Genomic DNA, 17,329 nt, shown 5'->3' with positions numbered 1-17,329 from the left:
AAGTACGATGTAAATGGATTGAGGTTTTGAATGCATCCCTGCGATACGAGAAATAATGCTCCGACTATGGAGATGGGGAGCAGAATATAGATGTTGATGCGAACCAGGTCTTTCCAGAAATTGCCGATCGTTTCGCTGCTTTGTCTTACAAAACCACGCCCGAGCACAATGGCAGCTGCGACACCGGTAGCTGCAGAGAGCCAGTTGTGGAACGCGAGGGCGAGCATCTGCGACAGGTAGGTCATGCTCTGCTCGCCGGCGTAGTTCTGCCAGTTGGTGTTGGTGCTGAAGCTGATCGCGGTGTTCAGCGAGAGGTCGGCGGGCACCGCGGGCAGGTGGTTGGGGTTGAGCTGCGCCTGGAAGGGCAGACGGTCCTGGAGGCGCAGCAGGACATAGGTGAACAGCACGCTGATGACCGTCACCAGCAGCATCGCCACCAGGTAGCCGATCCACGACTGCTCGCGTTCCTCGTCGACACCCATCACCCGGTAGCAGCCGCGCTCCACCGGTCGCAGCACCGGGCTGAGAACGGTCCGCTGGCCGCGGAACACCTTGAACATGTAGCCGCCGAGGAACCACGCCGCGACGAACACGGCGATGAAGGTGATGACGAACCCGGCGATCTGGGCGCCCACCTCAGAACCTCTCGGGCAGGAGCAGGGCGATCAGCAGATAGATGGTGGCGGCGAGCGCGATCAGCCCGCTGACGACGTATCCGGTCAGCATCTCAGAGCCTGGTCAGCACGGCGACGTAGGCGAAGCTCATCACCGCGAGCACGCCGATGATGAGCAGCGCCAGCAGATCCAGGTTCACCCCGATCCCTCCGCTCTGTCAGCGGTCGCCGGCGGGGCCGGCGACAGGTCGGCGGTGGGTCGCACCTGGAGCAGCCCGCCGGCGGTCGCTGCACCGTCAAGGGGGACCTGGAGACCGTCGCTCCAGGGCCATGGCCCCCCCGACACCAGGGCGCTCGCCCCGCCGTCACCGTGGTGGGTGATGCCGACGACCCGTCCCAGGGGGTGCCCCCTCTCGTCGACGACGCGGCAGCCGATGTACCGCCGAAGCTGCTCTGCGCTCATGGGACGAACGTAGTCGACGGACCCTGAACGATCCCTCAACGACCCCGGCCGCCGGTGGGCACCTGTAAGATTACAGTTATGTTAGTATCAGCAGCGCCCGGTCGGACCGGCCGGTGGAGGATCCACCGTGCATCCGACCGACCGCCACCTCCCCCAGCCCCCCAAACTGCCGGGCCTTCCCTCCGGTCACGAGAGGGCGTCGTCCGCCCCCATCCCTCTCGCCCACCCCTCCCCCGCACCCTCGTGAGGCGGAACGACAGCCGTGACCAGCGGGGGGAGGCCCGGCTCCATGCGGCGAATCTGGTGGAGCGGCGCACCGCGCTGCGGCGCCGGCGGCGCCGGTCGGCGCGCTCCGGGCAGGTCACGTCCGCGCTGATCATCCTCGTGTGCGCATGGGCCGTCCTCGCGGCCACCATGGACATCGTCCTCAGCCACTGAGCGCGCGCCCGGGTCTGACGGCCGCCGGGTCCACCGGCCCGACGATCCCGCGCCGCCCGCGAGACCCGGAGGGAGGTATCACCGATCGGTAGGGCTCACGGGCGTTTCGTCACAGGCCCTTCGATACGGGTTTGTACAGATCGGTGCATACTGTTCCCAGTTCGGGTCGCTACCAGCACCCCTGAACGGGTGGGCCGTTCGGCGCAAGGGTTTCAGCTCCTCGGGGTTCACGCGAGCGTGCGTCCGCTCTGCGTGGAGGAAACCACGCCATGGCCGTGAGCAGGCCGAACAAGAGGCGGCGAGTCACGCCTGCCGCGGAGGACGGTGACAGTCGCGAGCCTGCGCGGGCGCGTGCCCTCGCCGACGCAACCGCGCGCATCAGCGACCAGTCGGGACGGCTGGCCGGCGAGGAGGCCGTCGGCGCGACCGCCGAGGACGCCGCGCACTGGATCGCCGTCTACAGTGAGCTCCTGGCCTTCAAGGCGGAGCTGCTGGAGATCACCGCGAGACGGCGAAGCAGCATGTCGGAGGACGCCCGCGGTGAGGCGGAGGCCGACGGTGTCGTGATCGGCGCCCAGGCCGACAAGTACACCCGGCGGCTGCAGGAATGGAGAGCCCAGGTCACCACGATGGCACCCGCCGGCCCCGGTACACCGGCCCTCGCCGTCTTCGTGGAGGGCCGCGCCCGAACTTTCGGACACCTGCTCATCGATCCGTGGCGGAGGACGGTGAAGAACGGCGGCCGGCCGCTCCAGCTGACCCCCGGCGAGTGGCGGCTGCTCCGCGTCTTTCTCGAGCACCCCGGCCAGACCGTCTCCCGGGCCCAGCTCGCCGGCGGTGCCGGCGATGACGGGTTCGACAGCGAGCTCGGCCGGGTGGCGGTCTACGTGTCGCGGCTGCGGCGCAAGCTCGAGACCGCGGAGGGCGGCGCACCGCTGATCGAGACGGTGCGCGGGGCCGGCTACCGCCTCACGCTGCCACCCGAGACCGGCGACCCGCTGAGCGCCTAGCGCCGCCCACCGCCGTCGCGGACGGCCGGAGGGCACGGGTCACCTCGGGTCGTCCTGCAGCGTGTACAGCTGCCGGGAGGGGAGCACCGCCTCGAGCACCTGCTCCTGGAGGTCGAGGAGGGCGGCGTGGAGCACCCGAGTGTCCGATGCCCGGCTGACCTCGGCGGTGAGCGGGACCAGCACCGACAGGTGGGCGAGCTGCCGGCACACGTGGCGATCGATGGTGGTCCTGCCGGCGAGGTGGCGCACCTCCAGCGCCGCGATGATGCGGTCGATGGCCACAAGTGGCGCGCGCAGTCTGCGATTGCGAGCGGCGAGGACGCGATAGCGTGCCAGCATGGTGGCCTGGACGCCGACTGCGGTTGCGATCTGTGTCCCCTGCATCAGTACGGACCCGCGGTCGCCCCGCGCGGCGCACTCGGGGACACGGTCAGGTCCGGCCCGACCTCGGCGCGGTGACCGAGTCGCGCCGCGGTCAGGCAGATGAGGGAGCAGTACCGTCCCCGCGCCTCCATCGGCTCCTTGTGGAGGTCGAAGAGCTCACCGCAGCGGGCGCACGTCCCGAACCGGAGGCCGGATCGGCGAGCGTGGTGTCCCCTCATGGCCCTGACCGTTGAACCGGTGCGTTCCGCATGGGAGGCCCCCGTTTGCGGCATCACGGGGAGTGATGCAATCCTCAGCGTCGCGACCCACTGGTTCCCGGCCCTGAATATTACATTCTAGTAAGGCCAGCGGCGATTGGCAAGCAGCGCGAGTCGGGTGACACGCGTCATCCGGAACGTGTGTCGAACCCTCACCCGAGGCCGAATCCCTGCCAGAATAACGGCGATGGATACGCCTCAGGAGGCTGCCGGCACCCCCGTCTGCGCGAGCCCGGGGTGCGGGAGGGCCCTCGCCCCGACCGCCGAACCCGGGCCGCTGCGCCGGTACTGCTCGGACACCTGCCGGACCGCGGACCGGCGGAGACGGCACGGCCGCGCCGGCGCCGGTGGCCCGGTGCCGCTGGCGGTGGTCCAGGAGGACGGCGGCGCCGGGCTCGTCGCCGAGCTGCGGGCCCTCAGCGCCCGGCTCGCCGAGCTCGCCCACGCCGTCGATTCCGCGCTCGTCGAGGCGGAGGTCGACGCGGTGTCGGCCCGGGTCGCGAGCATCGAGGCGGCCGCCGCCGAGCACGTCGCCGAGCGCCAGGCCGCCGAGGAGCGCCACGCGGGCCAGGCCGCGGAGGAGGCGGCCGAGGTCGCCGAGGAGCGCGCCGGGCTGCTCGCGGTCCAGGCCGACCAGGATGCGGTGAGCATCGCCGGCCTGGCCAGGTCGCTCCGCGCCGCCGAGGAACGCGCGGCGGCGCTCACCTCCGAGCTCGCGGCGCTGCGCGCGCTGGTGACCGACTCGACCCGTTCCTGAGGCCCGGGGTCAGCCGGCGGCGCTGTCCTCCGACTCGCCGGCGACCTCGCCGGCGACCTCGCCGGCGTCCGCGACCAGCCGGTAGCCGCGGTGGCGGACGGTCTGGATGAGCCGCGGCCCGCCGCCGTCGCCGGAGCCGGCGCCGTCGAACTCGAGCTTTCGCCGGATCCGCGAGATGTAGACGTCGACGGTGCTGCGCCGCTCGGGGTCGGTCACGTCCCAGGCGTGCTGGGCCAGCTCCTCGCGGGTCATGACGGCGCCGGGGTGGCGGAGGAAGACGCAGAGCAGCCGCCACTCGGCCGGCGTGAACCAGCTGGCCTGACCGTTCCGCTCGACCATCAGCTGGCTTCCGTCGACGGTGAACTCACCGAGCTGGATCGGGCCGCCGAGCGGGCCGATGACGTGGTCGCGGGACTGGGCGGCCCGCGCGCTGCTCACCGGCGGCCCCGCCGCGGGCGTGCGCCGACCCGCCGGGGCGGCCTTCGCCGACCTCCGGGTTGGAGGGGGTGTCGCCTCTTCCTCCGGTGACCGGTGTGCCTCGCGACGCGCCAACCCCTGACTCCTCCGTCCCCCATCGCCTCATACCAGTATAGGGCGCGTCAGCGTCGCCCCCGGCCCGCTTCTCCTTGCAGATCCGTAAGGAAGGGGGGCGGGTGACGATCTCCCCTGGTCAGTGCACTCCCCGCTCAGGAGCGGGTGGGCTCGGCTCGGAGGGCACGACCGCGACCTGTCCGAGCGATCGCGCGAATGCCACGCAGTCGGAGCGGCGAACCCGAAGGTGGCCGCCCGACGTGCGCCAGCCGGCGAGCATCCCCTCCCGGACGGCGCGGCGGATCGTCGACCGGCCCAGCCGGCAGAGCTCGGCCGCCTGGCCGACGCTGAGGGCGTCCCGGTCCGCGCCGTCCATCCGGCCCCGAGCCTAGGCGCGGCGCCGGCGCATGGTCACAGTGAGCAGCGCCACGCCCCCCAGCAGCAGGAGCAGCCCGGAGATGCCGAGGGCGGTGCCCGCGCTGGGAACGCCGACACCCGCGCCGCCCTGGGGCGCCCCCCCACCGGTGGCCGGGAGGGACGGGGTGGCGGGGGTGGTCACGCCCGCCCCGCCGGCGGCCGCGGCGGTGAGGACGCCGGCGGTCTGGCCCTGCTGGCCGAGCAGGTCGCTCGCGGTGCCCACCCTCGAGCTCGCGTTCCCCCCGGAGGCGTTCACCTGCAGCAGCACGACGCCCACCACGCCGGGCACGGCGATGGGGATCCCGCCGGTCTGCTGCGAGCTGCCGATCTGCTGGCCGTTGATGCCCACCAGGTAGGCGGAGCCGGTGGAGTTGCTGGAGGCGTCCGAATGGAGGACGAGCAGCACCAGCGCGCCGTTCTCGAGGTTGAGGTCGACGCCGTTGTCGGCGCCGCTCCCCGACGAGGCGAGGGTGCCGCCGCCGGCGTCACTGGTGGCCTCGAGCACCGCGACGGTGAGGATGCCGCCGCTCTGCTGCCCGGTGGGGACGAGCGCGAGGTCGACCAGCGCCGCGCGCGAGTGGGCCGCCGACGTGCTCCCGACGCTGTTGGCGACCCTCCAGTCGGCGATCGCCAGCGCGAGCAGCGGGTTCGCCGGAAGCGCCAGCAGCGCACCCCCGGTGGCGCCGTCGGCGCTGCTCTCACCGCCCGAGATGTCGGTTCCCAGCAACCGCACCGCGATCGCCCGTGAGCTGGCCGAGCCGTTGCCCGCGGAGGCGGAGGTGCAGGCGACGCAGGTGTTGATCGGGTTGATCTGGAGCGCGCTGGCGCTCGAGCTCCCCGGCGGCGCCGGGGTCACCACGATGTCCTGCCCGCCGGTGATCCCGGGCAGCACGTCCTCGATGCCGAGCCCTCCCGGCACCAGGACCTGTCCGCCCGGATCCGGCGCGCCCGGCGGCGCCACCTCCGCGGCGACCGCGGGGGCCGCCCCGAGCAGCAGCAGCGCCGACGCCGACAGCCCCGCCGCCCACCTGAACGTGGATGCTCGCATGACCTTCCTCCCCTGTCTCATGGATCCACGCGGTCGGCGAACGCGACGAAGCGGTGGTCGTAACCGCGGTCGCCGCGAAAGCTCCCCGTGCACGTCATCAGGCTGAGATGCGCCTGGCCACGGCTGCGCCCGTCGCCGGGGCCGCCGTAGAACCGCGCCGACACCGCCGGTGAGCCGGCCTCCTCGTCCGTGTAGACGTGGACGTCGGTCACCCGGAAGCGGACCGACTCCCCGCTGCTGAGCCGGGTCGTCACCAGCGCCCCGGGGCTCAGCCGCGAGAGCGCCCAGAACGCGGCGGGACGGCCCTCGCGGTCGTCCAGATGGCCGCTGAGGGTGGCGGTCCCGGGGCGGCCCGGGACCGAGGTGGTCCGCAGCCAGAAGGCCCGGTGCCACGACAGGTCGCCGGCGGGCCCCTGGGGAGCCTCCATCGCCCCCTGCGGGGTCACACCGACGTCGACGACAGGCACGTCGATGCCCACCGACGGCGCCACCAGCTCCACGGGCCGCACCCCGTCCTGGGTCAGGGTGGCGCTCCCCGAGCCGAGCACCGTCGACGCGGTGATCGTCTGCCTCCCCGGGGTGGTGGACGCGGTGAGCACGCCGGTCGCTTGCCCGGCCGCGTCGGTGGTGGCGGTGGTGCTGCGCAGCGATGCATCGCCGCTGCTGCGGAAGGTCACCGTGATGCCGGGGAGCGACGGGCTGATCGTGGCCACAACCGACGCGGTCGTCCTGCCGTCGGCGGCAACATGGTCGGGCGTCAGTGACACCCCGACCGACGCGATGCCGAGGTCGGCGCGAGCGCCGGCCTGCGGCTGCGCACCGACGCATGCGGCGATCAGCACCGCCGCCGCCAACATCCATCGCCCGTGCATCCCTCCGCTGCCTCCGCGCTCGTGGTCGCCGACGGCGGCGGATCATAGCCACGCCGTCGGTGCGGTCACAGGAGTCGGCTGTCGCACGCGATCGCGGTTGTGACGGCGCCGTGATCGCGCTACCGTGCAGCGCTCGGTGCCGGCGCACCGTGAGAGCGACAGGGAGGACAGGCGGATGCAGACGCAGGGCACTCTCGCGCGCCGGAGTCTCGCGTCAGTTCTCCAGGACATGCAGTCGCAGCGCGCGACCGGCACGCTGGTGGTGACGTCGCCCGACGCGCGCTGCTCGCTCCACCTGCTCTTCGGCCACATCTTCCACGCCGCCGGTGACACCGGGCGCGGCGCGGAGGCGGTGATCGCCGCGCTCTCGTGGGGCGAGGGCGAGTTCCGGTTCGACCCCCGCGCGACGCTGCCGCACGACGAGACGATCACCGTGTCGACCGGCGACCTGATCGCCGAGGCCGACCGGCGGCGACCGCCACCCCGGCGGGCGGAACCACCGCCCGCGGACAGCTGGCGCCCGCCGGCGACGCCACCGCGGGCGGCCGTCGCGCCGCCGCGCCGGCGGTTTCCCCTGCCCACGGGGACGCCGCTCTGCGCGGGCCTGAGCAGCGACCTCGTCGACGTCGACCGGCTGATGCGCACCCTCGAGTCCGACCGGCTCACCGGCTACCTTCGCCTCGAGGCCAGGGACTTCACCGGCGTGCTGATGCTCGCGCAGGGGCGCATCCTCGAGGCGTGGTGCGGAACCGACGCGCCCGTGCTCGGCGGTGACGCGGTGCAGCAGCTGCGTCGCCGCATGGACGGCGGCGACGCCCGCCTCGTGATCGTCGAGCTCACCGCCGATGCGGTGGTGGCGCTCACCCAGATGCTCGTCGCCCCGCCGATCGCCACCGGGCTGCTCGGGCGCTTCGTCGACTTCGAGCAGCTGCTCCAGCACCTCGGCGACGAGCGCCTCGACGGCGCCGTGACCGTGGAGACCGAGACCGAGACCGGCGTCGTGCTGCTGTACCAGGGGGGGCTCGTCGGCGCGTACACGGCGTCGGCGCCGGACCTCGGCGCGTCCGCGCTCGCGGTCGGCCGGCTGGTGACGCATCACCCCGCCCGCATCGAGGTCAGGGGTCGCACCACCTGACACTGTCGCACGGGTTGACATGCCGCCGTCGATTGCACGTCATCGACGTCTGTGTGTCGCACGAGTTGACCGCTCAACACCGAGTTGACGCCAGCCGCGACATCATCACCTCCCACAACCGGACCTCGAAGACGGCATACTGTGTGGCCCCGGAGCCGGGCGAGCAGCGGGAGCGACGTGGCGCGAAGGTCCCGCAATGCCGCCCTCACGCGAGCACAGATGACGGACGAACTGAACGATGACGAACGGTGGTTCGCCCACCTCCTCGCATCGGTGCCCACGCCGGCGTCGCTCAGCGGCGCCGGCGCGACGGCGGCTCCGACCGCACGCAGGCACCAGCGGCGGTTCGCCGGCCGGGTCGGCGTCCTCATGCCCCTGCTGCTCGCGGTGGCGGTGATCAGCGCGGGCGTGGGTCTCACCCTGCCGCGACTCCACGGCGGCCGGCAGGTCGCCCCGGTCACCGCCGGGGCGCCGCCGCCGCGCTCCGAGGCGGCGCTCGCCGGCGACGACGTCCACCAGCTGGTGGTGCTCTTCGGAGGCCGCGGCGGCGATGGCACCCTGCTCGACGACACCTGGCTGTGGGATGGCGGGCACTGGTCGCAGCAGCATCCCGCGCACAGCCCCTCCGCCCGCCGCGCCGCGGCGATGTCGTCGGACCCGGACGACGGTGGCCTCCTGCTGCTCGGCGGTCTCGGCTCCGACGGCCTGCCCGCGGGCGACAGCTGGACGTGGAACGGGAGCGACTGGCAGCCGCTGTCCGCCACCGGGGCTCCGCCGCCTCGCAGCGGTGCGGCGATGGCATGGGATCCGATCGCCGGCTCGCTCGTCCTCCACGGCGGGCCCGGTGCAACCGCCGATCCGGCCGGCACCACCTGGATCAGAAGGGAGCGCGCCTGGCTGAGCCACCACGACGACATCGCACCGTCGGTGTGCACGTCGCCGATGGCCTTCGACGACGCCACCCGTGCGCTGGTCCTGGTCACCGGTCACGGCTGCGGCGCCGGCGCCGGGCTGACCTGGAGCTGGGACGGCCACGTCTGGGCGCAGGAGCATCCGGCCGCGTCGCCACCGGCGGCGGACCGGGCCGCGCTCGCCTACGACCAGAGCAGCCAGCAGCTCGTTCTCTTCCTGCCGCCACCGGACTCGGGCGGCCCCTGCGGGCAGACGTGGACCTGGGACGGGGCGGGCTGGATGCTCCGCGGCGCGTCCCTGCCCGCGAGTGCCGCGGCGGCGGTCGCCGACCCGGCCAGCCGGCGGCCGCTGCTGCTGACCGTCACCGGGGAGACCTGGTCGTGGGACGGGGCCACCTGGCAGCCCCTGCAGGGCGCGGCCACCCGGGTGGCATCGGGCGCCGCCAACCAGCCCAACCCATGCGCGGGTGCGCACCGATGAAGGAGGTCGACCGGATGAGGTTGTCGAGCGCTCTGCTCCTGGTGGTGTTCGCGATCACGATCGCGGGCTGCGGTGGCGATCCCGCCTCGCAGGCAGGCCTCGCGTCCCGGTACCCGCAGTGCCTGCAGCAGAGCCAGCAGCTCTACGACTACCTGCGCACCGGCGTCGACCACACCGCGGGCCACACCATGGACCTCGGCATGGCCGATCGCCGGGCCGACATCCTCTACGCGCCCCCGGATGCGCAGGACGGCCTGATGCGCGCCGAGGCGCAGCGGGGGATCCTCGACTGCGAGAAGGCGGTGAGCGAGGGGAAGGTGCCGCTGCTCGCCCCGAGCACCAACCTGCCGGTGGGCCCCGGGGTGACGGCGAGCGCGATCACACTCGGTCTCCTCACCGACTTCACCGGCTCGTTCAAGGGCCTCGGGAAGAGCATCACCCAGGGCACCCAGCTGTTCTGGGACGACCAGAACAAGGCCGGCGGGGTCTGCGCCCGCAAGGTGGACCTCATGGTCAAGGACCATGGGTACAACGTCCAGAACGCGGTCGGCCTCTACGCCCAGATCAAGGACAAGGTGCTCGCCTTCCAGCAGCTGCTGGGGTCGCCGGAGACGGCGGCGCTGCTCAACAAGATCGCCATCGACGGGGTGCTCACCCAGCCGGTGTCGTGGTCGTCGCTGCTCCTCGCCAACCCCTACGTGGTCATCAGCGGCACCACCTACGACCTCGAGATGATCAACGCGGTCGACTGGCTGATGAAGCACCGGGGGATGAAGGCGGGCGACAAGCTCGGCCACATCTACCTCGAGGGCGAGTACGGCGAGAACGCGCTCGCGGGGAGCAGGGAGGCGGCCGGCGCCAACGGCCTGGGGCTCGTCGAGGCGAAGGTCCTCACCAGCCAGACCGACATGTCGGGGCCGATGCAGGCGATGAGGGCTGCGGGGGCGCGGTTCGTGCTGATGACCACCACCCCGACGCAGCTGGCATCGGCGGCGGCGTTCGTGTCGTCGACCAGCACCGACGTCACCGTGGTGGGCAGCAACCCCACCTTCCTGCCCGCACTGCTCGACGCCCCCGCCAGCCGCTCGGCTCTGGAGCAGCGGTTCTTCGTGGTCGCGTCCAACGCCTCCTTCTCGAGCACCGCACCGGTCCCGACCAGGGTCCGCACCGAGTACGAGGCCTCCCATCCCGGCGAGCCTTACAACAGCGGCGTGATGTACGGGTACGGCCAGGGCGAGATCATGTACAAGGTGCTCGACGCGGCATGCGTCGCGGGGTCGCTCACCCGCCCCGCGCTGCTGCAGGCGTTCCAGAGGATCTCCAGCGTCGACACCAGCGGGCTGATCGCCCCGCTCGACTACTCCCGCCCCGGCCAGCCACCGGCGCGGGCGGTGTATGTGATGCAGCCGGACCACCTCCAGCCGGGCGGGCTCAAGGTGGTGCAGGACCTGTTCTCGGCCTTCGAGGCACAGGCCTTCCGGCGGACGTAGCCGGTGGGCGCTAGCCTCCGACGATGGGGAGGGTGAAGTGGAACCGCGCCTCGCTGCTGCCGCTGAACTCGTTGCGCACGATCGCCAGCCCCAGCGCCTGCATCCGGTCGGCCCAGAAGGCGACGACCCCGTCGCTCTCGGGCTCGCGGCCGAGGTAGCGCTCGTAGAGGAGCCGGGCGACCTGCGCCGGTGAGGAGGTCGGCGACAGTGGGACCGGTACCGGTCCCGCGCCGGTCCAGAAGTCGAGGAGACCTGCCTGCGCCGCCGGGCCGGTGGCGTCGCCGGTCGCCTGGGCGAGGATGAGCTGACCGCCGTTGGTCCAGACCAGCCTCGGCACCCCCAGGTCCTGGAAGCAGAGGAGGTGGCCGGAGGCGTCGGCGCGCGGCTGCGCCTGGCCGGCACTCGGATAGCTGGATGAGGCGAGGAAGTCCGGGCTGACCGCGCACCGGCCCGGCGGCACCGCGGCCCCCCGCGCCCGCACCGTGAGCACGCGCTGGTAGTGCGCCTCGAGATCGGCGAAGTTGGCGAACTGCTGGTAGCTCAGCGTCACCGCACCGGGATGGTCGGCGCCGACGAGACAGCTCACGCCGGCGACGGCGAGACCCTGGACGAAGCGGTGACAGCCATGGACGAACCCCGGGAGGGTGGCGAGCAGCGCACGCTCGCCGGCGTTGGGATAGGCGACGGTGGACGCGAACGAGGACGTCGACCGCCGCTCGGCGTCGATCGCCGAGACCAGCCCGGCGCCCACGGCGACGGCGGCGGCGCCGGCCAGCGCGCACCGGCGCTGCGACTGGTGGCGGAGCAGGTTGCGCATCCGCGAGTCGTAGCTGTTTCCTGTGCCCCCTGTCCAGTGCGGTCAGCGTGCAGGTGGGTCCGCACACACCTGGCTGATGCCCTTCACATACATTGCTGCACCTGCATCTCTGGGCGCTCGCAGCTGTCGGTCCGGACAGCATCGCGGTGGGGAGTTGGCAACCGGCGCCACAGCGGATAGGCTTCGGCGTCGACCGTCGTCACCGGCCGCTCGTGACCTCGAGGAGATCGCCATGCGACCACACGTGTCCGTCCCGCACGACCTCCAGCGGTGCCCCTTCTTCGCGCGTGACCTCGGCCCCCTGGAGGCGATGCCCGCCTGCCCCGGGTACGAGCCTCTGCCGCCCCCGCTGCGACCCTCGAGCGGCGAGCCGTCCTCGCTGCGCGCGACCACCTGCTGGCACCTGACCGCCGACACCGTGAAGTGGTTCCGCTGCGTTCCCCTCTGCCACCATCCCGAGGCGGAGCGCATCGTGCAGGTGGCCCGCGAGGTGGCCGGCAGGGTCTGACCTCAGGCGGACATCCTCCCGCCTCGCGCGGCGGTCGGGTGGGTGCGCCCGCCGTGGCCCGTGGTGCCGGCGGCGCCGCCGGAGGAGGGCGGCGACAGCGGCGTCTGGGTGAGGTCGTAGGTGTCGCTCAGCGCCGTCTCCCCCGCCGCCCGGGTGCGCGGGTTGGTGGGCGGAAGGCCGTACAGCCGTTCCTGGTAGGCGACGATGCTGGTGTGCGACGCCTGCACGTGCGACACGAAGCGCGGCCTCGCATACGGCCCGACCACGATCATCGGCACCCGCGAGCCCATCCGGTAGGGCCCGGCGGCGTCGGACTCGAGCACCGGCGGCTCGACGTGGTCGGCCCACCCGCCCCAGTCGTCGAAGGTGATCAGCATCATCACGTCGTCCCAGAGCGGACCGCCGTCGGCGCGCCTGCCGTGGGCGACGGCGAGCACCTGCTCGAGGAGCCACTGCTCGGAGGCCGCCATGCTGCTGCCCGCACCGGGATGGAAGTCGCGTCCCGCCGGCCCGAAGACATAGCTGACATCCGGGAGGGTGCCGCCGGCGGCGTCGGTGGCGAGCCGGGCATACGGGTGCACGTTGGCGTGCATCGCCGGGTCGGTGTAGTACTGGAAGGCGAACCCGTGTCCGTAGTTGGCCCAGGACCGCTGTGCCCGGTCGAGGCTCACCATCACTCCCGGATGGGTGAGGAACGGTGCGGTGCCACGGTGCGGGTTGCTCGTCGAGCCGCCCGCGTCCGCGCCGATCGCGAAGGCGTGGTTCGGAAAGGAGTTCGCGCCGACGTCGGAGAAGTAGCGGTCACAGACGCAGTACTCGTCCATCAGCCGGTGCAGCAGCGGGAGCTGTGCGCGGGTGTAGCGCTCGCGCACGGCGTGCTGGTCGCGGTGCAGCCAGGTCTGGCGGTCGTGGGGCTGATCGGGATGGGCGTCGGCGGCCCGCGCCAGCGAGGTGTCGCCGTCGAAGCCGGCGACGTCGCTGCAGAGGTTGTCCGCGGTGTGGTTCTCCATGAAGAAGACGACGAGCTTCGACGGCTGTGTGGCGGCTGTCATCCCACTGTCCTCCTGCGCAATCGGCTGCTCGGCGGACATCATCGCCCAGGTGTCCCGCCGGGACCGGCGAAGCAGCGGTGAAATCGGTGTTGTGAGATGGTGTTCGACACCCGTTTGACAGGCCCCCGCGAGGTCTGGTATCCCTGCTGCGCCAGGGGTCCACCATCAGTCCGCGCCGAGGGAGAGAAGCCGTGCGCTCTGGTCATCGGAGACTGCTCGTCGCCGCCGCCGCGGGCGCCGTCCTGTCCGCCACCGCGATCGCCGCCGGTGCGACGCCCGTGCTCGCCAACGCCGGCGGCACCAACCGCAACGTCTACATCGGCGTGTCCGGCAGCGGCATCCACGTGGACACCATCGACGCGCACTCCTGGAACAGCGACTACGTCGACCACTTCGAGGTGTGGGACAGCACCGCGAACTGGCACGAGAACTGGGCGCCGTGGAACTACTACGGTGAGTCGCACCTTCACCTGACCGTCAACCGCGACTTCCCGGCCGGCAGCTGGGTCTGCGTCCAGGGCTGGAAGAGGGTGAACGGCAGCTGGGTGAGCACCGGGCGGCCCTGCGAGAAGATCCTGCAGTAGCGCGGCGCCGTCAGCGGACCGCCAGCACCAGGGTGGTGATGCTCTGCGCCGGCAGGCCGGCCCGCATCCGCGGGCCCTCCACCTGCGGCGGGGCCACCGCCTCCAGGCTGCGCCCGGCGCTGGTCTCGACCGCCTCCAGCGGCGCCAGGAGGTCCGCTCCGCCGACCGGCAGCTCGAGCTCGAGCGGCGCCGGTCCCGCGTCCGCCGGCGCCGCGTTGACGGCGACGATGGTCCAGCGCCGCTCGCTGCGGAACGCGAGCACGTGCAGGGGTTCGTCGACGCCCTCGACGTCGTGCCGCCGCGCGCCGGGGCGGACGTAGCGGCTGAGGTTGCCGAGCGCGTGATAGCGCTTGGTGAGGTAGATCTCCTGGTTGCCGTTGTCGGCGAACCTGGGGTCGTAGTACACGAGGCCGTCGTTCCATCCGTTCGGGTTGGGCCGGAGCGCCGCCGTCGGGTCGGCGCCCGGGTCGGCTCCGATCGCGGAGGAGGCGGCCACCCACCAGTGGAACGCGGCGTCGTTGGCGTGGGTGAGCGCCTGCCAGATCATCACCGCCATCGGGATGGCATTCGCGATCGTGGGGTCGTAGCCCTGGCCGACAGCGCCCGTCGCGGTCTGCAGGCAGCAGACCTCGGTGGCCCAGAGCGGCAGGCCTGCACCCTCGCCGAGCCGGCGGGCGCGCTGCAGGGTGGGGACGTCGGGGACGTCGTAGAGGTGGTGGGCGAGCGCCGCCAGGTCACGCGACGCCTCCGTGTCCGGCAGCCATCGTGCCGCCTCCGGCAGGAACTGACCGCCGACCTGGCTCGACTCGTCGGCGACCACGCGGGCGTGGGAGGCGCGGGCTCGCAGCTCGGCGGCGAGGGCGCGGACCAGGGCCGCCCGCCGCTCGACGGGCACCGCCATCCCCTCCTGGTGGGCGTCCTCGAAACGGTAGTCGGGCTCGTTCATCGGGCTCACGTACGACAGCGCGATCCCCTCCGCGTCGCGGAGGTGGCGGATCACGTCCGCCAGGTAGCGCGCGTACTCGGGCTCGGCGCCGGCGACCAGGTCGCCGCCGGTGTTCAGGTGGTTGGTCGTCCAGGGCGCCGGCGCGCTGTTGACGAAGCCGAGGAGCACGGGCACCCGGTGGGCGGCGGCCAGCTGCAGGAAGGTCCTGCCGCCGCGGTCGCGGGTCCAGTCGTAGACGCCCGGGCTGACCAGGAACGTCTCCGGCGCCCGGGTGCGGCTGGTCACGCCCAGGCCGCCGCCGCCGATGTTGTACCGGTAGGCGCTGAGCTGGATCCCGGCGGGTGCGGGGGCGAAGAGCAGTGCGGCCAGCCGCTGCTGGGCGTCGGCGCCGAACCGGACCAGATCGTTCGGCCACCACGCGCCGGACGCGCCGAAGCCCTGCATCGTCTGCACCGGATCGGGATGCACCGTCGCGATCCCGCCGGTCGCGGCAGCCGCCCGCATCACCGGCAGGCAGCCGAGCGAGGCCGCACCGGCCACCGCCAGGGTGGCACCGAGGAAGCTGCGCCGGGTGGGCCGGATCGTGGTGTCGGTCGATCCAGGCCGCACCCGGCGCAGTCTACCCCTGCAGCGGCACGCTAGACGGCGGCCGCCCTGGCGATCTTGAGATCGTGCAGAGAGACCTCGGTGATCCTCGGCGGCCTGACACCCACCTTCTGGAGAGCGGGGCCCAGCCGCTCGCGCAGGAAGGTCTGCTGGGCGGCACTGCTGTCCCACACCTCGACGACACGCCAGGTGCCGTCCCCGGCGGCGCCCGCGCAATGCAGGACCAGGCCGTCCGGCGGGTCGACGTCCATGCGAACCTCGGCCCGGACCCGCTCGTACACCGCGGTGTCGACGTCGGGCGGCTCGATGATGAAACAGACGGCCATTTGTGGACCCCCCTGCAATGACGGATGCCTCCGCACCGTAGGCGGCCACCGCGGGCGTGTCCATCGTCTGTGTAGGTCGTCTCCGTCCTGGTCGGGATGGCGTGGTTCGGTGCCCACCCCGGGGCCGACACCCTGTCCGCCCGGGGACGCCGGCGCCGCGATGACGCCGGCGTCCGGGACATCGGGTTACAGCGAGCCTTCGGTGGGGGCAGCCGCGACCGGGTCCTCGATCAGCTCGAAGCCGAATCCGCCCTTCTTTCCGGCCTTCCCGGCAAGGTCGTAGCCGGGATGCGTCCCTCCGTCCTCCGAGTCCTTGTAGTACTGGTGCGCGACCGTGTCATCACCCGGCAGCCTGCCCGGCGGGAAGTTCTTCGGAATCGCCTCGAGCGCGGCCTCGAACATCTTCTGGTGGGCGATCTCGCGGGTCATCAGGAAGTTGAGGGTGTCCTTGCAGCCGGCGTCGTCACACAGCTTGATCAGCCGCTCGTACACGATCTTGGCCCGTGCCTCGGCGGCGATGTCCGAGCGCAGGTCCGCCTCCGGCTGGCCGAGGCTGTCGACGTAGGCCGCCGTCCAGGGCGCTCCCATGGAGTCGGTGAGCCGGGGGCCACCACCTCCCAGGAGGGTCGCACCGCTCGTCAGCGACAGCTCGACGAAGGCCTCGTGCTTCCCGTCGAGCAGCTTCCCCAGGTACCCGCCCTCGACCTCGTCGACCTCGGCGCCCGGCGAGCCCCTGAGCAGCTGGACCAGAGCCTGGCCGACCATCTCGAGGTGCGACAGCTCCTCGGTGGCGATGTCCAGCAGCATGTCCCGGCGCGCCGGGTCCGGATCGGCCCATGCCTGGGTGAAGTACCGCATCGCGGCGGCGAGCTCGCCGTTGGGACCGCCGAACTGCTCCAGGAGCATCTTGGCGAACTGAGGGTTCGGCTGGTCGACGCGGACCGTATACATCATCCGTTTGTTGTGCAGGAACATGCATGACTCCAGAGACGGCAGCCTTGCATCAGGCCACCATGAACATCATGAAGAATGCTAGTGGTTATGTACTGTTCATCGGGCCGCCGCTCATCCCCCGCGCCCTCCGACCCGGGCTCAGGGATGAGGGTGTCCGGCTCGTCGACCACACCCTAGACTCACCGCCCATGACCGTTGTGGACGATCACGGCCGTCCAGAACCGCCGCTCACCGCGGGGGAGACCGACACCCTCCTGGGCTTCCTCGACTACCAGCGCGCGACCCGGGCGTGGAAGTGCGCGGGGCTGGACGCGGCCGGTCTGAGCGCGACCGTCGGCGGCTCGTCGATGACCCTCGGCGGGTTGCTCAAGCACCTGGCCCTCGTCGAGGACCACTGGTTCTCCCGGTGGCTGCACGGACACCAGCCACAGCCCCCGTGGGACACGGTGGACTGGAAGGCCGACCCCGATTGGGACTGGCACTCGGCCGCCGGCGACTCGCCGGAGCAGCTCCTCACCCTGTGGCAGGACGCGGTGGCCCGCTCCCGCTCCATGGTCGGGGAGGCGCTGGCCGGCGGCGGGCTGGAGCGGCTGACCCGGCGCACCTGGCCGAGCGGTGAGGCACCCAGCCTGCGCTGGGTCCTGGTCCACATGATCGAGGAGTACGCGCGGCACAACGGCCATGCCGACCTCCTCCGGGAGTCGGTGGACGGGGCCACCGGGGAGTAG

Annotated in this window: 22 protein-coding genes; 9 read left to right on the top strand and 13 right to left on the bottom strand. The window is 72.2% G+C overall.

What is annotated here, in order from left to right; all coding sequences use genetic code 11:
* From VGL20_22190 to VGL20_22180, 3 genes are all read right to left on the bottom strand, one after another.
* Positions 1 to 635: potassium-transporting ATPase subunit KdpA (locus tag VGL20_22190; GenBank protein ID HEY2706403.1), on the bottom strand; the 635-nt coding region annotated here is incomplete at its 3' end.
* A 1-nt stretch (position 636) separates the two neighbouring features.
* Positions 637 to 726 carry a potassium-transporting ATPase subunit F gene (locus tag VGL20_22185; GenBank protein ID HEY2706402.1) on the bottom strand — a complete coding sequence of 30 codons (90 nt, stop codon included), beginning with the start codon at positions 724 to 726 and terminating at the stop codon, positions 637 to 639.
* 84 nt (positions 727 to 810) lie between these two features.
* Positions 811 to 1,077, bottom strand: coding sequence for a PRC-barrel domain-containing protein (locus tag VGL20_22180; GenBank protein ID HEY2706401.1), 267 nt, complete (start codon positions 1,075 to 1,077; stop codon positions 811 to 813).
* 303 nt (positions 1,078 to 1,380) lie between these two features.
* Between VGL20_22180 and VGL20_22175 the strand changes: the two genes are divergently transcribed.
* Both VGL20_22175 and VGL20_22170 read left to right on the top strand, forming a co-directional pair.
* Entirely contained in the window at positions 1,381 to 1,515 is a 135-nt protein-coding gene (locus tag VGL20_22175; protein HEY2706400.1) for a hypothetical protein, read from the top strand.
* A 269-nt stretch (positions 1,516 to 1,784) separates the two neighbouring features.
* Positions 1,785 to 2,525, top strand: a complete 741-nt coding sequence (locus VGL20_22170) for a winged helix-turn-helix domain-containing protein (GenBank protein HEY2706399.1) — start codon at positions 1,785 to 1,787, stop codon at positions 2,523 to 2,525.
* A 39-nt stretch (positions 2,526 to 2,564) separates the two neighbouring features.
* On the opposite strand, the gene VGL20_22165 is transcribed toward VGL20_22170, so the two are convergent.
* Positions 2,565 to 2,909, bottom strand: coding sequence for a hypothetical protein (locus tag VGL20_22165; protein ID HEY2706398.1), 345 nt, complete (start codon positions 2,907 to 2,909; stop codon positions 2,565 to 2,567).
* 444 nt (positions 2,910 to 3,353) lie between these two features.
* On the opposite strand from VGL20_22165, the gene VGL20_22160 reads away from it, so the two are divergent.
* A complete protein-coding gene (locus VGL20_22160) occupies positions 3,354 to 3,923 on the top strand; it encodes a hypothetical protein (protein ID HEY2706397.1) in 570 nt (189 codons plus the stop codon).
* A 9-nt stretch (positions 3,924 to 3,932) separates the two neighbouring features.
* On the opposite strand, the gene VGL20_22155 is transcribed toward VGL20_22160, so the two are convergent.
* From VGL20_22155 to VGL20_22140, 4 genes are all read right to left on the bottom strand, one after another.
* On the bottom strand, positions 3,933 to 4,361 hold the full coding sequence (locus VGL20_22155) for a winged helix-turn-helix domain-containing protein (GenBank protein ID HEY2706396.1): 429 nt from the start codon (positions 4,359 to 4,361) through the stop codon (positions 3,933 to 3,935).
* 232 nt (positions 4,362 to 4,593) lie between these two features.
* Complete coding sequence (locus tag VGL20_22150) at positions 4,594 to 4,830, bottom strand: excisionase family DNA-binding protein (GenBank protein HEY2706395.1); 237 nt, start codon at positions 4,828 to 4,830, stop codon at positions 4,594 to 4,596.
* Between the two features lie 12 nt (positions 4,831 to 4,842).
* Positions 4,843 to 5,919 (bottom strand): hypothetical protein, encoded by a 1,077-nt coding sequence (locus VGL20_22145; protein HEY2706394.1) that lies wholly within the window; start codon positions 5,917 to 5,919, stop codon positions 4,843 to 4,845.
* A 17-nt stretch (positions 5,920 to 5,936) separates the two neighbouring features.
* Positions 5,937 to 6,761, bottom strand: coding sequence for a sortase (locus tag VGL20_22140; protein ID HEY2706393.1), 825 nt, complete (start codon positions 6,759 to 6,761; stop codon positions 5,937 to 5,939).
* Between the two features lie 205 nt (positions 6,762 to 6,966).
* Between VGL20_22140 and VGL20_22135 the strand changes: the two genes are divergently transcribed.
* The 3 genes from VGL20_22135 to VGL20_22125 all read left to right on the top strand — a co-directional run bounded on the left by VGL20_22135 (position 6,967) and on the right by VGL20_22125 (position 10,808).
* The gene (locus VGL20_22135) at positions 6,967 to 7,926 is read left to right on the top strand and encodes a DUF4388 domain-containing protein (protein HEY2706392.1); all 960 of its coding nucleotides are present in this window, start codon (positions 6,967 to 6,969) and stop codon (positions 7,924 to 7,926) included.
* Between the two features lie 219 nt (positions 7,927 to 8,145).
* Positions 8,146 to 9,318 carry a kelch repeat-containing protein gene (locus tag VGL20_22130; GenBank protein HEY2706391.1) on the top strand — a complete coding sequence of 391 codons (1,173 nt, stop codon included), beginning with the start codon at positions 8,146 to 8,148 and terminating at the stop codon, positions 9,316 to 9,318.
* Positions 9,319 to 9,332: 14 nt separating this feature from the next.
* Complete coding sequence (locus VGL20_22125; protein HEY2706390.1) at positions 9,333 to 10,808, top strand: ABC transporter substrate-binding protein; 1,476 nt, start codon at positions 9,333 to 9,335, stop codon at positions 10,806 to 10,808.
* Positions 10,809 to 10,818: 10 nt separating this feature from the next.
* Here the strand turns inward: VGL20_22125 and VGL20_22120 are convergent, their stop codons facing one another.
* Positions 10,819 to 11,625, bottom strand: coding sequence for a hypothetical protein (locus tag VGL20_22120; protein HEY2706389.1), 807 nt, complete (start codon positions 11,623 to 11,625; stop codon positions 10,819 to 10,821).
* A gap of 232 nt (positions 11,626 to 11,857) precedes the next feature.
* On the opposite strand from VGL20_22120, the gene VGL20_22115 reads away from it, so the two are divergent.
* On the top strand, positions 11,858 to 12,133 hold the full coding sequence (locus VGL20_22115) for a hypothetical protein (GenBank protein HEY2706388.1): 276 nt from the start codon (positions 11,858 to 11,860) through the stop codon (positions 12,131 to 12,133).
* Positions 12,134 to 12,135: 2 nt separating this feature from the next.
* Here the strand turns inward: VGL20_22115 and VGL20_22110 are convergent, their stop codons facing one another.
* Entirely contained in the window at positions 12,136 to 13,185 is a 1,050-nt protein-coding gene (locus VGL20_22110) for an alkaline phosphatase family protein (protein ID HEY2706387.1), read from the bottom strand.
* A 191-nt stretch (positions 13,186 to 13,376) separates the two neighbouring features.
* On the opposite strand from VGL20_22110, the gene VGL20_22105 reads away from it, so the two are divergent.
* Positions 13,377 to 13,769: a hypothetical protein gene (locus VGL20_22105; protein HEY2706386.1), complete on the top strand. Its 393-nt coding sequence runs from the start codon at positions 13,377 to 13,379 to the stop codon at positions 13,767 to 13,769.
* Positions 13,770 to 13,779: 10 nt separating this feature from the next.
* On the opposite strand, the gene VGL20_22100 is transcribed toward VGL20_22105, so the two are convergent.
* From VGL20_22100 to VGL20_22090, 3 genes are all read right to left on the bottom strand, one after another.
* Positions 13,780 to 15,324 (bottom strand): glycoside hydrolase, encoded by a 1,545-nt coding sequence (locus VGL20_22100; protein HEY2706385.1) that lies wholly within the window; start codon positions 15,322 to 15,324, stop codon positions 13,780 to 13,782.
* 29 nt (positions 15,325 to 15,353) lie between these two features.
* A complete protein-coding gene (locus tag VGL20_22095; protein ID HEY2706384.1) occupies positions 15,354 to 15,647 on the bottom strand; it encodes a hypothetical protein in 294 nt (97 codons plus the stop codon).
* 186 nt (positions 15,648 to 15,833) lie between these two features.
* Positions 15,834 to 16,622 (bottom strand): manganese catalase family protein, encoded by a 789-nt coding sequence (locus tag VGL20_22090; protein ID HEY2706383.1) that lies wholly within the window; start codon positions 16,620 to 16,622, stop codon positions 15,834 to 15,836.
* A 167-nt stretch (positions 16,623 to 16,789) separates the two neighbouring features.
* Between VGL20_22090 and VGL20_22085 the strand changes: the two genes are divergently transcribed.
* Positions 16,790 to 17,329 carry a DinB family protein gene (locus VGL20_22085; protein ID HEY2706382.1) on the top strand — a complete coding sequence of 180 codons (540 nt, stop codon included), beginning with the start codon at positions 16,790 to 16,792 and terminating at the stop codon, positions 17,327 to 17,329.

It is taken from the genome of Candidatus Dormiibacterota bacterium, from assembly GCA_036495095.1.
In the GTDB taxonomy this organism is placed as follows: domain Bacteria; phylum Chloroflexota; class Dormibacteria; order Aeolococcales; family Aeolococcaceae; genus CF-96.
This window is presented reverse-complemented; position numbering and strand designations above follow the sequence as displayed.

Bases quoted from the DNA above. Each gene is read 5' to 3' on its own strand.
- VGL20_22130 (HEY2706391.1), top strand. From the start codon at position 8,146: ATGACGGACGAACTGAACGATGACGAACGGTGGTTCGCCCACCTCCTC.
- VGL20_22125 (HEY2706390.1), top strand. From the start codon at position 9,333: ATGAGGTTGTCGAGCGCTCTGCTCCTGGTGGTGTTCGCGATCACGATC.
- VGL20_22135 (HEY2706392.1), top strand. From the start codon at position 6,967: ATGCAGACGCAGGGCACTCTCGCGCGCCGGAGTCTCGCGTCAGTTCTC.
- VGL20_22150 (HEY2706395.1), bottom strand. From the start codon at position 4,830: ATGGACGGCGCGGACCGGGACGCCCTCAGCGTCGGCCAGGCGGCCGAG.
- VGL20_22170 (HEY2706399.1), top strand. From the start codon at position 1,785: ATGGCCGTGAGCAGGCCGAACAAGAGGCGGCGAGTCACGCCTGCCGCG.
- VGL20_22085 (HEY2706382.1), top strand. From the start codon at position 16,790: ATGACCGTTGTGGACGATCACGGCCGTCCAGAACCGCCGCTCACCGCG.
- VGL20_22145 (HEY2706394.1), bottom strand. From the start codon at position 5,919: ATGCGAGCATCCACGTTCAGGTGGGCGGCGGGGCTGTCGGCGTCGGCG.
- VGL20_22180 (HEY2706401.1), bottom strand. From the start codon at position 1,077: ATGAGCGCAGAGCAGCTTCGGCGGTACATCGGCTGCCGCGTCGTCGAC.
- VGL20_22160 (HEY2706397.1), top strand. From the start codon at position 3,354: ATGGATACGCCTCAGGAGGCTGCCGGCACCCCCGTCTGCGCGAGCCCG.
- VGL20_22115 (HEY2706388.1), top strand. From the start codon at position 11,858: ATGCGACCACACGTGTCCGTCCCGCACGACCTCCAGCGGTGCCCCTTC.
- VGL20_22095 (HEY2706384.1), bottom strand. From the start codon at position 15,647: ATGGCCGTCTGTTTCATCATCGAGCCGCCCGACGTCGACACCGCGGTG.
- VGL20_22110 (HEY2706387.1), bottom strand. From the start codon at position 13,185: ATGACAGCCGCCACACAGCCGTCGAAGCTCGTCGTCTTCTTCATGGAG.
- VGL20_22165 (HEY2706398.1), bottom strand. From the start codon at position 2,909: ATGCAGGGGACACAGATCGCAACCGCAGTCGGCGTCCAGGCCACCATG.
- VGL20_22185 (HEY2706402.1), bottom strand. From the start codon at position 726: ATGCTGACCGGATACGTCGTCAGCGGGCTGATCGCGCTCGCCGCCACC.
- VGL20_22120 (HEY2706389.1), bottom strand. From the start codon at position 11,625: ATGCGCAACCTGCTCCGCCACCAGTCGCAGCGCCGGTGCGCGCTGGCC.
- VGL20_22090 (HEY2706383.1), bottom strand. From the start codon at position 16,622: ATGTTCCTGCACAACAAACGGATGATGTATACGGTCCGCGTCGACCAG.